Below are 13,061 nucleotides of genomic sequence, written 5' to 3' on the forward strand. Positions count from 1 at the left end.
GATGTCTGGCCGCGCTCAGCCGCCGAGCGAACGCGGTGACCGGCACCTCCGGCATGACATACGCGATGCCTGGGTCGTCGTCCGGACCGAACTTCGCGCCCGCGTCCGCCAGACACTGGAGACGCCCCGACAGCTCATCAGCGTCGCGATGCTGCTCCTGCTGGCCGGCATCCTTCTCCCGCTGCTATGTTCCGATGTGGCGCTATCCTATGGTGCATCGCTGACGAGCGGATCGCCGCCGGTCGGACGGACCGGGCTGCTCGTCACCGCAGCCATGGGTGCCGGGCTGTATCTCGGCTTCTCGACCGCGACCCAGCAGCTCCAGCTCGGAACGCTAAGCCCGCTCGTCAGAACCGCAGTTCCGCCGCGAGCTGTCGTCTTCGGGCGGCTTACGAGTGAGCTCACCCAGGCGATAGTGTTCGTTATCCTGCCCGTGGTGTTGTTGCTGCCGGCTGTCGTCATTGGTGCCTGGAACCCCATCCCGGCGGTTCTGTTGATACTGGCGCTCGTGCCTCCGTTACTTTCGTCGGCGTTTGCTGGCCGTCTGCTGGGCGAGGGGCTCACGTTCGCAAACCGGTGGCTCGGCGTCGGCATTTGGACCAAGGGAGTGGTGCTTCTCACCACCACTGCAGCGGCGTATCTCGGGCTGCAGATGTGGCTAGGATCCGTGCTTCCGGACTCCTCTATGACGGCGACAGAGGCCGGCCTGCAGACGATTGTCCCCGGCGCGCCCCTGCAGGCGTACGCGAGTGTCGTCCTCGAGCCCTTTGGCGCACAGGCACGGCCGCTGGGACTCGTCGTCGGGGCCGTGCTGGTCGCCGCTGTCCCGCTCAGTCTCGCCGCGACTGTGCGGTTCGAATCGTGGCTTCTCCAGCGCGAACCCGAAGCGGACCGCGACGAAACCGCACACGCCGACGAGAGTCGACCCGTAGCCGCGCCGTTTCGCGCCACGACATCGGCCCGGGTCGCTTGGCGGTACCTGCTCCGGACTCGCCGCGACCCCGCGATGCTGGCCCACCTGTTCCCGGTCTTTGTCGGCAGCCTGGGTATCCTGTCGACGGCTGTTACAGACCCAGATACGGTCCTGTGGTTGGCACCGGGGACGGCCGTCATCGTCGGGGCCGCCCTCGCTGGCGGTGCGTACTGTCTGAACCCGCTGGGTGACGACCGCGACCAGTTACCGCTCGTGCTGACCAGCACCGGGTCGACCACGATGTTGCTCCGCGGTCGAGCACTTGCTGGCCTCACGCTCGGGATGCTGTTTGCCTGGGGTCTCGCCGTGCCACTCGAACTGGCCGATGGCTCCGGCACCCACACCGTCGCCCTGGCTCTCTTTGCTCCCGTCCTGCTTCTGGCCGGCGCTGGGACGGCACTCGGGATGGGCGCATTGTCACCGAAATTTAAACGGAATGAGTACCTCAACGTCGAGCGAGCCCACCCCTCGCTGATCGTCTCGATTGGCTATATGTTTGGGGCGATACCTGTCGGCATCACCGGACTGGTGTTGTTTCCCGCCGCGGTTGGCGACCCGTCAGCTGTCAATCTTACGGCAGTTAGCATCTATATCCTCGTCATCGGAGCTATCAGTTGGGGCGGCTACGCCGCCGCTGTCCGTCGGCTCGACCGGCTGACGCTCGACGACATCTGAGAACCAGTGCGGCTGGGTCCGAAGTCGCAACTACGGACTTACTCGCCGGCGCTGACGACGTACGTGCCAGCCACGCGGTCGCCGAGGCGCTGTGCGTCGTCGCTCACGAACATGACGGCCGCTTCGACGAGGAGCCAACCGGCCATGAGAACGAGCGCGAAAATGAACCCGAACCCGCCGAGAATACCACCGAGCAGGAGCATGATCGGGAACGGGGCAAGCAGCACTGCCGTTCGGACCAGGCGGTCCCGTTGGGACGGTGGCGTGCCGTTCTCGTCGACGACTGCGACGTTCTGTGACCGTTTCCCGACCGTCTCGTTGGTCTCGGCGTAGTAGCCGAAGTAGTAGACGAGTACCGCGCCGATGGCGAGCCACAGGACCAAATTGATGACGATACCCAGGAGTCCCGCGGCCAGCATCGACCCGCCGCCCATCGCACCCGGATCCCCGGGCGAGGTGGCGGCCATCGCGCCGACCGAGAGGACCGTGTTGAGAACGAACGTGACGAGCCACAGGCCGAACGCGACGGCGCTCAGGATGGCGAAATCGATGAGGTATGCGACGACTCGGTCGCCCCTCGCGTCGACTGCGTTTTCAGCGACAGTTGCTGCCATTGTCTTAAAATCGTTCTCGAAACCATCTAAAAAATGTTACGACGCTGTGAGAACAGTCCCGGTCTCTCTGCGGAGTTGCCATTCCTACTCACGCTTGCCACGATAGCGGCCTGGGTTGTCCAGTGGCTCGGTGTCGAACCCCAGCGCCTCGTAGAACGGCCGAACGTCAGCGTCGAACTCGGCGGTGAGCCGGTCCCGTCGGCCGAGCGCGGCCTCGACGAGCGCCGTCCCGATGCCCTGGCCGCGGCGACGCCGACGGACAGCGACGGCCTCGATGTGGATCCCGTCGAGTACGAGTGCACCAAGAACGCGCCCATCCGTCTCATTGTCACCGGACATTGCGACGAGCGTGCTACCGTCTTCAGCACCCGCTCGCACGGTTTCTACGGCTATAGAGAGGACCGCCCCGTCGAGGACGTTCATTACGGCAGGTACTTCGTCGGCCTTCGCTGTACGGATGTGCATGGCTGTGTTAGAGGGCGCTGCTCGGCGGTTCAGCCGCCTTTGATGAGCCTGACGACCCGAACGTGGTCGTGCTCGACTGGCTGGTCCGTCGGCATGTGTTCGCCGTCGACGAGGACTGACACCTCGTGGGGGCTCAGGTCGACCGGTGCGAGCAGGTCGCCGTAGGTCGCGTCCGCATCCACCTCCAGTTCGTGGGTGTCTTCGCCGGCGATCTCGACGGTGACGTGCATACCCAGCCGTACTCCGCCGACGCACCTGAGACTGTCGACTCTCGCGGGGTTTAAGACCGGCCCACACCTCCAATCGTCCATGAGTGAGGCCGAGTCCGAGTCGCGGGCGGGACGCGAGGAGGTCTGGATCGAGAAGTACCGCCCGCAGACGCTCGACGACGTGATGGGCCACGAGAACATCGTCGGGCGGCTCAAGAGCTACGTCTCGCGTAACGACCTGAGCCACATGCTGTTTTCGGGCCCCGCGGGGACAGGGAAGACCACGTGTGCGACGGCTATCGCCCGCGAACTGTACGGCGATGACTGGCGCGAGCACTTCCTTGAGCTGAACGCCTCCGACGAGCGTGGTATCGACGTGGTCCGGGACCGCATCAAGAATTTCGCCCGGACGAGCTTCGGCGGCGTCGAGTACCGTATCATCTTCCTCGACGAGGCCGATGCCCTGACAAGCGACGCTCAGTCGGCCCTGCGCCGGACGATGGAGCAGTTCTCGAACAACGTCCGCTTTATCCTCTCGTGTAACTACTCCAGCCAGATCATCGACCCGATCCAGTCCCGCTGTGCGGTCTTCCGGTTCTCGCCGCTGGCCGACGACGCTGTGGCCGAGGAAATCCGAAACATCGCTGCCGAAGAAGACATTGAACTGACCGAAGACGGACTCGATGCGCTCGTCTACGCCGCCGACGGGGACATGCGGAAAGCCATCAACGGCCTGCAAGCCGCGTCTGTCAGCGGCGACACGGTCGACGAATCAGCGGTGTACGCGATCACTTCGACGGCCCGCCCGGAAGAGATTCGGACGATGGTTCAGTCGGCGCTGGACGGCGACTTCACCGCCTCGCGGGCGACCCTCGATAGACTGCTGACTGAGGAAGGCATCGCTGGCGGTGACATCATCGATCAACTGCACCGCTCCATCTGGGAGTTCGATATCGGCGACGACGCAGCCGTCCGGGTGCTCGAACGCATCGGCGAAACCGATTATCGGATCACCCGCGGCGCGAACGAGCGTGTCCAACTGGAAGCGATGCTGGCCTCGCTCGCACAGGACGAGTAACGCTCTCATACCGCGCCACCTCAATTTTTCACACCTGATAACTGGCAGGTGAGGTTTATGATGAAAGCGTCCTAAGAATATCAACAACTGAAATGAAACGTTTACGACCATCTACGGAGGGGACGGGTGATGACCGCGGACAGGTCGGGATCGGGACACTCATCGTGTTTATCGCGATGGTGCTGGTCGCGGCAATCGCAGCGGGCGTGCTCATCAACACTGCGGGGTTCCTGCAGAGTTCCGCGCAGGCGACGGGCCAGCAGTCCAGCGATTCGACGACGAACCGAATCCAGGTAGTGGGTATCACCGGGGACCACTTCACTGGCGACAACGAGGTCGGCGTGGTTGATATTGTTGTCAGGCGGGCACCAGGGGCAAGCAACGTCGATCTAGACAAGACAACGATCCAGTGGATCGGCCCGAGCGGATCGTACTACCAGCTTGCGGCTGGCGGCGCAGACGGCAACCCCGATGGTCGGTTCGCCATCTCCACCGTACAGGACAATGACGGCTCCCAGCCGGTACTGAACGATGTCGAAGACCGGTTCAGAATCACGCTCGATCTGGGTGGTGACGACAGTGTTGGTGCCGTGCCGTTCGGCGAACCCTTGCCTGAAGGCGAGACCGCGACACTGCGTATTACTTCGCCAGCGGGCGGGATGACGACCGAGGAAGTCGTCGTGCCGAAGACCCTCTCCGGGGAATCCTCAGTTACGCTCTGACGGTCAGGCAAACCGCCGGCCCCTTCGGAACAGTTTTAGGCGAACGTGGGCCAACTGAACACCAATGAGCGACCTCGACGAGGCCTACCAACTCGACTACTTCGAAGAGGAAGGCTTCCACAGACAGGAGTGTGTCTCCTGTGGCGACATGTTCTGGTCCCGCATCGAGCGCGAGACCTGCGGCGAACCGCCGTGTGCGGAGTACGACTTCATCGACAACCCCGGCTTCGACGAGTCCCACTCGCTGACGGAGATGCGCGAGGCGTTCCTCTCCTTTTTCGAGGACCGTGACCACGACCGCATCGATCCGTATCCGGTCGCGGCCAACCGCTGGCGCGACGACGTCCTTCTCACGCAGGCGTCGATTTACGACTTCCAACCGTTGGTCACCTCGGGGACGACGCCGCCGCCGGCGAACCCGCTGTGTATTAGTCAGCCCTGCATCCGGATGCAGGACATCGACAACGTCGGCAAGACGGGCCGGCACACGATGGCCTTCGAGATGATGGCCCACCACGCGTTCAACGCGCGTGAGGACATCGAAGATCCCGAGCAGTACGCCTACGAGGGCGAGGTGTACTGGAAGGACGAGACGGTCCAGTACTGTGACGAACTGTTCGAGGAGATGGGGGCGAACTTGGACGAAATCGTCTACATCGAGGACCCGTGGGTCGGCGGCGGCAACGCTGGCCCGGCTATCGAGGTCATCTACCGGGGGGCCGAACTCGCCACGCTCGTCTTCATGTCCATGGAGCAGGACCCAGAGGGCGAATACGAGATGAAAGACGGCAACCGGTACTCGCCGATGGACACCTACATCGTCGACACCGGCTACGGGCTGGAACGCTGGACCTGGATGAGCCAGGGGACGCCGACGGTGTACGAGGCCGTCTACCCCGACATGATCGCATTCCTCAAGGACAACGCCGGCATCGAACTCACTGACGAGGAGGAGCGAATCGTCCACGAGGCCGCGAAGCTCGCGGGCCGGATGGACATCGACGAGGCCGAAGACATCGAGGCCGAACGCGACACCATCGCCGCCGAGGTCGGCGTCGAGGTCGAGGAGATGCGGGACCTGATGGCACCACTGGAGGACATCTACGCCATCGCCGACCACTGCCGGACGCTCGCGTACATGCTCGGCGACGGTATCGTCCCCTCGAACGTCGGGACGGGCTATCTGGCCCGGATGGTGCTGCGCCGAACGAAGCGGTTGGTCGACGGTGTCGGCGTCGACGCGCCGCTCGACGAACTCGTCGACATGCAGGCCGAGCGCCTCGACTACGAGAACCGCGACACTATCCGCGACATCGTCCGCACCGAGGTCGAGAAGTACCGCGAGACGCTGGACCGGGGTGGCCGGCGCGTCCGTCAGCTGGCCGACGAGTACGCAGAGAAGGGCGAACCGATTCCGACCGCGGAACTGGTCGAGCTGTACGACTCCCACGGCATCCAGCCGGACATGGTCGAGGAGATCGCCGCCGAGAAAGGCGTCGCGGTCGACGTACCCGACGACTTCTACGCGGTCGTCGCCCAGCGCCACGGCGGCGACGACACCGCCACTGAGGAGTCACAGACGCCCTACGAGGACCGGCTCGACGAACTGCCCGAGACCGACCGGCTCTACTACGAGGACCAGCAGCGGACCGAGTTCGAGGCCGTCGTCCTGGAGGTGTTCGACCGCGATGACGGGGCCTACGACGTGGTGCTCGACCAGACCATGTTCTACCCCGAGGGCGGTGGGCAGCCGCCGGACGAGGGGACGCTGTCGACCGACGACGTCTCTGCCGAGGTATCCGACGTCCAGCAGTACGGCGACGTCATCGTCCACACCTGCGACGACGACCCCGGCAAGGGCGAGTTCGTCCGCGGGCAGGTCGACGCCACCCGCCGCCAGCGGCTGATGCAACACCACACGGCGACACACATCGTCATCCACAGCGCCCGGCAGGTACTCGGCGAGCACGTCAGACAGGCTGGTGCCCAGAAGGGCACCGACTCAGCCCGCATCGACATCCGTCACTACGAGTCGGTGAGCCGCGAGGAGGTCAAAGAGATCGAACGCCTCGCGAACGACATCATACAGGACAACATCGCCGTCTCCCAGGAGTGGCCCGACCGCAACGAGGCCGAGGAACGGTACGGTTTCGACCTCTATCAGGGCGGGATTCCGGCCGGTGAGCAGATCCGGCTCATCACCGTCGGCGACGACGTGCAGGCCTGCGGTGGTACCCACGTCGCCCGCACCGGTGACATCGGGGCTGTCAAGCTCCTGAACACCGAGCGGATTCAGGACGGCGTCATCCGGCTGACGTTCGCGGCGGGTAACGCCGCCATCGAGGCCACCCAGCGCACCGAGGACGCGCTCACCGAGGCCGCGGACATCCTCGATGTCGCGCCCGATGCCGTCCCGGAGACCGCCGAGCGGTTCTTCGACGAGTGGAAGGCCCGCGGCAAGGAGATCGAACAGCTCAAAGAGCAACTCGCCGAGGCTCGCGCCAGCGGTGGTGGTGATAACGAGGAGGTCGAGGTCGGTGAGGCGACCGCCGTCGTCGGGCGTATCGACGCCGACATGGACGAACTCCGCGCACAGGCGAACGCTATCGTCGAGCAAGGCAACATCGCGGTGCTTGGCTCAGGGCTGGACGGCGCGCAGTTCGTCGTCTCTGTGCCCGACGGTGTCGACGTCGACGCCGGTGAAGTCGTCGGCGAACTCGCCCGTCGCGTCGGCGGCGGCGGTGGCGGCCCGCCGGACTTCGCACAGGGCGGTGGCCCCGACGCGGACGCGCTGGACGACGCATTGGACGACGCGCCGGAGATCCTCCGAACTGTCGCAAACGCCTGAACCGTCCCTGCTTTCTCTCGCCGCTGGTCTTGTTTCCCGCGCCGTTGCTTCGCACAGTTGTCCGATTACGGATCGACGTTCTGCCCGAACGATTCGAATGCACCTAATGGATACAATTACATTTAGTTGTATTAGGTATATCTGGATGGGTTTCCAAAAGTATTTTTAGTAACTGCCCATCTATAGCAGATATGAGCGGAAACCGTGACATCGCACACATTCAGTCCCACACCGAATACGTACGGTCACAACGGACGTGTCGGCGGTGTGGGAGCAGTATTCCCGCTGCCAGCGGTCGTGCCCCCGACGAACTGTGTGAAAACTGCAGTGTTACCCACGCTACCTGACTCATGAGTGCTACCACGTCACCCCTGTCGGACACTGATCTGGACGAAACGCCGGAGTTCGAACTGGACTGCCTGTACGACGACCCCGAGAACCCATCGGAACTGACTATCTTCCCTTCGGACTGTCAGCAGTCCGTGACGGAGTGGGTTACCGCGGACCGTTCGGCGACCGTCTCGCTTGAGGAACTGCGCTGAGCGGCACGCGTCGCCCGGCTATCCGCCCTGACACAGTCTTCTGGCGTCCTGCATTGCCTCGTTAGTCTCGCAGACGAGTGTCAGGTGATCGCCGTTCGCGAGGCGGAAATCGCTGTCGGGGACTCTGTCTGTGCCGTTGCGGCTCACCATTGCGACCAGACAGCCGTCCGGGAGCTTGTCGGCGGTCTCCTCTATCGTCCGGTCGACCAGCGAGTCGTTGCTGAGTTCGACTTCCAGTACGTCCCCTGTTCGGCCGGAGTCCGACAGCCAGTGGGCCAGCGCTGGTCGCTCGACCGCGTCATCGATTGCGTCGGCGACGGCGAAGCCGGCGGAGATGGTCTCGACGTCGAGATCCTCGAAGGCCTCGACGTTGTCCGGCTGGTTCGCTCTGGCGACCACGGTGTCGACGTCGAACCGGGTCGTCGCCAGCTGTGCCACGAGCAAGTTCACGTCGTCGTCTGCGGTCGCAGCGACGACGACGGATGCCCGATTCGCCCCTGCTTCTTCGAGGACGGTCGCGTTCGTCGCGTCTCCGTGAACGACGCGGTGGCCGTCGGCCCGGGTCCGCTCGACGGTGTCCTCGTCGCTGTCGATGAGGACGACCTCCTCGCCGCGTGACTCGTACCGTACTGCCAGTTCCCGGCCGACACGACCGCCACCGACGATGAGTGTTTGCATAGGAAGGATATCAAGCGCTTGCGCGAAGTGACGGGCCAGCCCGCCTTGAAACATGACGGTCGCGAAGATGACGAGAAAGACGGTCCCGACGAGAACCGTCGCGGCTTCGGGGTTCTCGGGACGCAGTTCGATGGCAAACAGCGTGGCGACGCTGGCCGGGACGATACCGCGCGGCCCCATCCCGCCAACGAACATCCGCTCTCGAACTGTCAGTCGGCCACCCAGCGTCGAGAGGAACACGCCAAGCGGGCGGACGAGCGCAGCGACGATGATGACGACGACGAGCCCGCCGACCCCGAGCGCACGCAGGTTGCCGAGTGAGAGCTGTGCCGCCAGCACGATGAACACGAACGAGAGCACAAACAGCGTAATACCGCCTTTGAACCCAGCAACCTCCTCTTTGTGGGGGATCTCGGCGTTCCCCAGTACGATACCGGCAACGGCGGCGGCTGCAATACCAGCCTCAGAGAGCCACATACTCCCGAGCGCGTACGCCAGCAGTGCCGCGGTCAGGACCACGACCCGGGCATTCTGAAGGGCATTGTCCGCAGACAGGTGCCACCGCTTGAGCAGTAGTGCGGTGCCGCCGCCGACGGCGATGCCGACGACGTGGCCGACGGCCAATCGGGCGACGAACGCTTCAATGACGACCACCGGCGAGGACTGGCTCGCGATGACGAACTCGAACGTCGCCACCGCGAGGATGGCGGCGGTCACGTCGTTGATGATCCCCTCGGTCTCCAGCGCCGCGGCGACCCGGTCCCGCACTGGAACCACCTGCATGATTGGCGTGATGACCGTCGGCCCGGTGGCGATAAGCAGGCTCCCGACGAGGACGGCGACCGGCCACGTCGTCCCGAACACGACTTTGACGGCGACGGCGGTTCCGACAAGCGAGACGAACGCGCCGATTGTCACCAGCCCAAGCGCCTCTCTGGACGCTTCACGGACTCGATCGACAGTGAGGTGGAACGCCCCTTCGAACACGATGATGCCGACGCTGAGGCCGACGATAGCCTGCAACCCGGCCTGCCCGAATATCGCGGGGTCGACAATATCGAGCGCCTGCGGGCCGACAAGAACGCCGGCGACCAGTAGGAACGCGACGCTCGGGATCTGGAGCCAGTCGGCGACCAGTTGTGCGGCGACCCCCAGACTCACGACCAACACGACGGCGCCGATAAGTGATTCTGCTCCGGACACAGGACTGACGGTCCTTCGACAGCCAGCGCTAAAGACCTATTCACCGAAAGAGACACACCATCGGCGAAGGAATCGACAGCCAATGCCGACCGCACGCAATTGTGACGTGTCTCTCTACTACGAAGCCGACGGCGACGGCCCGACCGTCGTGTTCATCAACGACGTGGGGTACGGCGCATGGCTCTGGGGCTGGCACTACGACGCCGTCGCCGGCCCCCACGAAACGGTGGTGTGGGACCTCCGCGGGACCGGCCGGTCGGACACACCCGCGGGACCGTACGATGTGGGAATGCTGGCGGCCGACCTCGAAGCCGTGCTGGCCGACCACGGCGTCGGGAGTGCTCACTTCGTCGGGGCCGGCCTCGGCGGGATGGTCGCGCTCAAGTATGCCCACCAGTACAGCCGTGCCCGCTCGCTGACGCTGTACTGTACGGCCGGGTCTGGCGATGCGATTGATCGGGACGCACTCGACGCGCTCACGCTCGATGCTCCGTCGTCGCTCGACGGCGCGTTCTCGCCGGCGTTCCGTGCGCACGACCCGGACCTCATGGAGCAGATCGCAAGCTGGCGCGCCGACGAGGACGCGACTGGAGAGGCCCGTGATGCACAGGCCAACGCGATGACGTCCTTCGACGCGCCGCCGCTGTACGAGATCACCCAGCCCGCCGAGGTGTACTACGGGCTGGACGATCCGGTCGTGTCGCCGGAGGCCGCACAGTCGTTGGCGGCCGATCTGCCCCGTGGAACCGAAGAGGCCGTCGAGGGCCGACACTGCTGTTTCATCGAGCATGCACCGGCGGTGACCGACCGATTGCTGGCGCTGCTGGACGAGCAGACCGAGTGAGCGGACACAATCCACAAATACGCGGCCTGATACGTGCTAAGTATGACTGACCGGACGGCAGCCGTCACGCGGACGACGGCCGAGACAGAGATCGAGGTTACGCTTGACGTCGACGGCGACGGCGACAGCACCATCGACACCGGCATCGGCTTCTTCGACCACATGCTCGACTCGTTCTCGACGCACGGGCTGTTCGACCTGACCGTGCAGTGTGACGGCGATCTGGACATCGACGATCACCACACTGTCGAAGATGTCGCCATCACGCTGGGCGAGGCGTTCACCGAGGCGCTGGACGACAAGCGCGGAATCCGGCGGTTCGCTGACCGCAAGGTCCCGCTTGACGAGGCCGTTGCGAGCGTCGTCGTCGATATCTCCGGCCGGCCGTACTTCGAGTTCGACGGCGAGTTCTCACAGGCCTCGGTCGGCGGGATGACCAGCCACATGGCCCAGCATTTCTGTCGCTCGCTGTCGATGAACGCCGGGCTGACGCTGCACTGCGGCGTCGACGGCGAGAACGCCCACCACGAAATCGAGGCGCTGTTCAAGGGGCTTGCCCGGGCGCTTGACGATGCGACCCGGATCGACGAGCGCCGTTCCGACGTGGCGAGTACGAAAGGCGAGCTATAGACGACTGCAACGCGGGCCCGCCCCTGTTTCAACTGCTGCCGGCACCGATTAGTGGCCTCACGTCTACCACTCCGTATGTTCGACGAGATTATGCAGAAATTTGAGGACTCTCCCGGCCAGCAGGATGTCATCCGGTTGCTGCTGGAACGAGGGTTCTCCGTCAACGAGGACGGCCGCGTCGTCTCGGGCGGCATCGAGATCCCGAATACGGGGATTGCCCGCGAGGCCGACGTCGACCGCCGGGTGGTCAACGCCACAACAGACGCGATTCTCGACGACGACGACCTCCGGCGCATCTTCCGCAACATCTCCTCCGTGCCGAGCCTGCTCGACCTCGCACCGGTGCTCGATCTGCACGCGGTGACCGTCACCGTCCGGGCCGCCGACGAGTCCGGCATCGTCTCGACTGTCACATCTGCCATCGCCGACCACGGTATCTCTATCCGGCAGGTCCTGAGCGAGGACCCAGAGTTTACTGACGAGCCGAAGCTGTACGTCATCACTGACGAGGAACTCCCGGGCGACCTCATCAACGAAATCCGTCGCCTGGCGTTCGTCCGGACTATCGAATTGGCATAATGCCGGCAACGCTCACTGTCGAGACGCCCACCGGCGAGACCCACGAACTCACCGCCGAGCGTGGGGCTGTCCTCCGAGACGTACTTCTCGATGTCGGCCTCTCGCCACACGGTCGCTACGCCGAGCGGGTCAACTGTGGCGGCCGCGGCATCTGTGCCACCTGCGGCGTCCGCTTCGCCGAACCGCCCGACCCCGACCACTGGCACGACGACCTCGCCGACCGTTTTGGCTACCCCCGGCTCTCCTGTCAGCTCCGGGTCCGGGACGGGATGCGGGTCAAACTGCTGGACAAGCGGGTCTGGGGGTCGCGCCAGTCCGGCGACGGCACGGAGTGACTCGATGCCGTACGCAGGGAGCGAACGACAAACGCTATTCCGCCGCCGGGCGTATTCCGTGCCGTGACGGACAGCTATCGGACCGTTCCGGGCCGCGGCGAGGCGCGCTTCGAGGTGCGGGGCTCGGAGTTCATCGGCCACGTCGCCCCGGTGACCACCGTTGAGGACGCCGAGGCGTTTATCGACGCCATCAGCGAGGAGTACGCCGACGCGACTCACAACGTCCCCGCCTACCGCGTCCGATCCGATCCCTTTCGGGAGTACGCCAGCGACGACGGCGAACCGAGCGGCAGCGCCGGCGATCCAGCACTGAACGTCCTCCAGCAGCGTGACATTGAGAACATTGTCGCCGTCGTCACGCGGTACTACGGCGGGACGAACCTCGGCGTCGGCGGCTTAGCCAGTGCCTACTCCCGAGCGGTGAAAGAAGGCGTCGACGACGCCGGCATCGTCGAGGAGGTCCCTCACGAACAGTTCACCGTGACCGTCGCCTACGACGACTCGGGCAGCGTTCGGAGCCTGCTCGAATCCGTGGGTGTGGAATTCGAGGCTGACTACGAGGCTGAGGTCGTCTTCGAGGTTCGAGTCCCCACTACGGAGGGCAGCGACCTGCGGGATCGGATCAGGAGTGCGACCAGCGGGCGGGCCGCTATCGAACTGGCGTAA

Annotated in this window: 14 protein-coding genes; 10 read left to right on the plus strand and 4 right to left on the minus strand. The window is 64.6% G+C overall.

Translation table 11 applies throughout. From position 1 onward, the window contains the following. Window position 1 precedes the first annotated feature (1 nt). A complete protein-coding gene (locus C443_RS13170) occupies window positions 2–1,648 on the plus strand; it encodes a hypothetical protein (protein WP_005536963.1) in 1,647 nt (548 codons plus the stop codon). Window positions 1,649–1,686: 38 nt separating this feature from the next. On the opposite strand, the gene C443_RS13175 is transcribed toward C443_RS13170, so the two are convergent. From C443_RS13175 to samp2, 3 genes are all read right to left on the minus strand, one after another. Beyond that, window positions 1,687–2,262, minus strand: a complete 576-nt coding sequence (locus C443_RS13175; protein WP_005536965.1) for an RDD family protein — start codon at window positions 2,260–2,262, stop codon at window positions 1,687–1,689. A gap of 84 nt (window positions 2,263–2,346) precedes the next feature. Then, the gene (locus tag C443_RS13180; RefSeq protein WP_005536966.1) at window positions 2,347–2,727 is read right to left on the minus strand and encodes a GNAT family N-acetyltransferase; all 381 of its coding nucleotides are present in this window, start codon (window positions 2,725–2,727) and stop codon (window positions 2,347–2,349) included. A gap of 29 nt (window positions 2,728–2,756) precedes the next feature. Then, entirely contained in the window at window positions 2,757–2,957 is a 201-nt protein-coding gene (gene samp2, locus C443_RS13185) for a ubiquitin-like small modifier protein SAMP2 (RefSeq protein WP_005536968.1), read from the minus strand. A gap of 79 nt (window positions 2,958–3,036) precedes the next feature. On the opposite strand from samp2, the gene C443_RS13190 reads away from it, so the two are divergent. The 4 genes from C443_RS13190 (at window position 3,037) to C443_RS13205 (ending at window position 8,126) form a co-directional block, all read left to right on the plus strand. Next, on the plus strand, window positions 3,037–4,014 hold the full coding sequence (locus C443_RS13190; protein WP_005536969.1) for a replication factor C small subunit: 978 nt from the start codon (window positions 3,037–3,039) through the stop codon (window positions 4,012–4,014). Window positions 4,015–4,106: 92 nt separating this feature from the next. Then, window positions 4,107–4,736 carry an archaellin/type IV pilin N-terminal domain-containing protein gene (locus tag C443_RS13195; protein ID WP_005536971.1) on the plus strand — a complete coding sequence of 210 codons (630 nt, stop codon included), beginning with the start codon at window positions 4,107–4,109 and terminating at the stop codon, window positions 4,734–4,736. Between the two features lie 64 nt (window positions 4,737–4,800). Beyond that, window positions 4,801–7,584, plus strand: coding sequence for an alanine--tRNA ligase (gene alaS, locus C443_RS13200; protein ID WP_005536972.1), 2,784 nt, complete (start codon window positions 4,801–4,803; stop codon window positions 7,582–7,584). A gap of 350 nt (window positions 7,585–7,934) precedes the next feature. After that, the gene (locus tag C443_RS13205; RefSeq protein WP_005536973.1) at window positions 7,935–8,126 is read left to right on the plus strand and encodes a DUF7511 domain-containing protein; all 192 of its coding nucleotides are present in this window, start codon (window positions 7,935–7,937) and stop codon (window positions 8,124–8,126) included. A gap of 18 nt (window positions 8,127–8,144) precedes the next feature. On the opposite strand, the gene C443_RS13210 is transcribed toward C443_RS13205, so the two are convergent. After that, window positions 8,145–10,007, minus strand: coding sequence for a cation:proton antiporter domain-containing protein (locus C443_RS13210; RefSeq protein ID WP_005536974.1), 1,863 nt, complete (start codon window positions 10,005–10,007; stop codon window positions 8,145–8,147). An 82-nt stretch (window positions 10,008–10,089) separates the two neighbouring features. On the opposite strand from C443_RS13210, the gene C443_RS13215 reads away from it, so the two are divergent. The 5 genes from C443_RS13215 (at window position 10,090) to C443_RS13235 (ending at window position 13,061) form a co-directional block, all read left to right on the plus strand. Continuing rightward, the gene (locus tag C443_RS13215) at window positions 10,090–10,851 is read left to right on the plus strand and encodes an alpha/beta fold hydrolase (protein ID WP_005536975.1); all 762 of its coding nucleotides are present in this window, start codon (window positions 10,090–10,092) and stop codon (window positions 10,849–10,851) included. Window positions 10,852–10,893: 42 nt separating this feature from the next. Then, entirely contained in the window at window positions 10,894–11,481 is a 588-nt protein-coding gene (hisB, locus tag C443_RS13220; RefSeq protein WP_005536976.1) for an imidazoleglycerol-phosphate dehydratase HisB, read from the plus strand. Window positions 11,482–11,556: 75 nt separating this feature from the next. Beyond that, window positions 11,557–12,060 carry an ACT domain-containing protein gene (locus tag C443_RS13225; RefSeq protein ID WP_005536977.1) on the plus strand — a complete coding sequence of 168 codons (504 nt, stop codon included), beginning with the start codon at window positions 11,557–11,559 and terminating at the stop codon, window positions 12,058–12,060. Further along, window positions 12,060–12,395: a 2Fe-2S iron-sulfur cluster-binding protein gene (locus tag C443_RS13230; RefSeq protein WP_005536978.1), complete on the plus strand. Its 336-nt coding sequence runs from the start codon at window positions 12,060–12,062 to the stop codon at window positions 12,393–12,395. The genes C443_RS13225 and C443_RS13230 overlap by 1 nt, the downstream gene beginning before the upstream one ends. A gap of 63 nt (window positions 12,396–12,458) precedes the next feature. Further along, window positions 12,459–13,061: an IMPACT family protein gene (locus tag C443_RS13235; protein ID WP_005536979.1), complete on the plus strand. Its 603-nt coding sequence runs from the start codon at window positions 12,459–12,461 to the stop codon at window positions 13,059–13,061.

The organism is Haloarcula argentinensis DSM 12282, from assembly GCA_000336895.1.
Lineage (GTDB): Archaea > Halobacteriota > Halobacteria > Halobacteriales > Haloarculaceae > Haloarcula > Haloarcula argentinensis.

What these genes read in the sequence shown, in the direction of transcription:
- C443_RS13190 (WP_005536969.1), top strand. Translation starts at nt 3,037, where the DNA reads ATGAGTGAGGCCGAGTCCGAGTCGCGGGCGGGACGCGAGGAGGTCTGG.
- C443_RS13170 (WP_005536963.1), top strand. Translation starts at nt 2, where the DNA reads ATGTCTGGCCGCGCTCAGCCGCCGAGCGAACGCGGTGACCGGCACCTC.
- C443_RS13175 (WP_005536965.1), bottom strand. Translation starts at nt 2,262, where the DNA reads ATGGCAGCAACTGTCGCTGAAAACGCAGTCGACGCGAGGGGCGACCGA.
- C443_RS13225 (WP_005536977.1), top strand. Translation starts at nt 11,557, where the DNA reads ATGTTCGACGAGATTATGCAGAAATTTGAGGACTCTCCCGGCCAGCAG.
- C443_RS13195 (WP_005536971.1), top strand. Translation starts at nt 4,107, where the DNA reads ATGAAACGTTTACGACCATCTACGGAGGGGACGGGTGATGACCGCGGA.
- C443_RS13215 (WP_005536975.1), top strand. Translation starts at nt 10,090, where the DNA reads ATGCCGACCGCACGCAATTGTGACGTGTCTCTCTACTACGAAGCCGAC.
- hisB (WP_005536976.1), top strand. Translation starts at nt 10,894, where the DNA reads ATGACTGACCGGACGGCAGCCGTCACGCGGACGACGGCCGAGACAGAG.
- C443_RS13180 (WP_005536966.1), bottom strand. Translation starts at nt 2,727, where the DNA reads ATGCACATCCGTACAGCGAAGGCCGACGAAGTACCTGCCGTAATGAAC.
- C443_RS13205 (WP_005536973.1), top strand. Translation starts at nt 7,935, where the DNA reads ATGAGTGCTACCACGTCACCCCTGTCGGACACTGATCTGGACGAAACG.
- samp2 (WP_005536968.1), bottom strand. Translation starts at nt 2,957, where the DNA reads ATGCACGTCACCGTCGAGATCGCCGGCGAAGACACCCACGAACTGGAG.
- C443_RS13230 (WP_005536978.1), top strand. Translation starts at nt 12,060, where the DNA reads ATGCCGGCAACGCTCACTGTCGAGACGCCCACCGGCGAGACCCACGAA.
- alaS (WP_005536972.1), top strand. Translation starts at nt 4,801, where the DNA reads ATGAGCGACCTCGACGAGGCCTACCAACTCGACTACTTCGAAGAGGAA.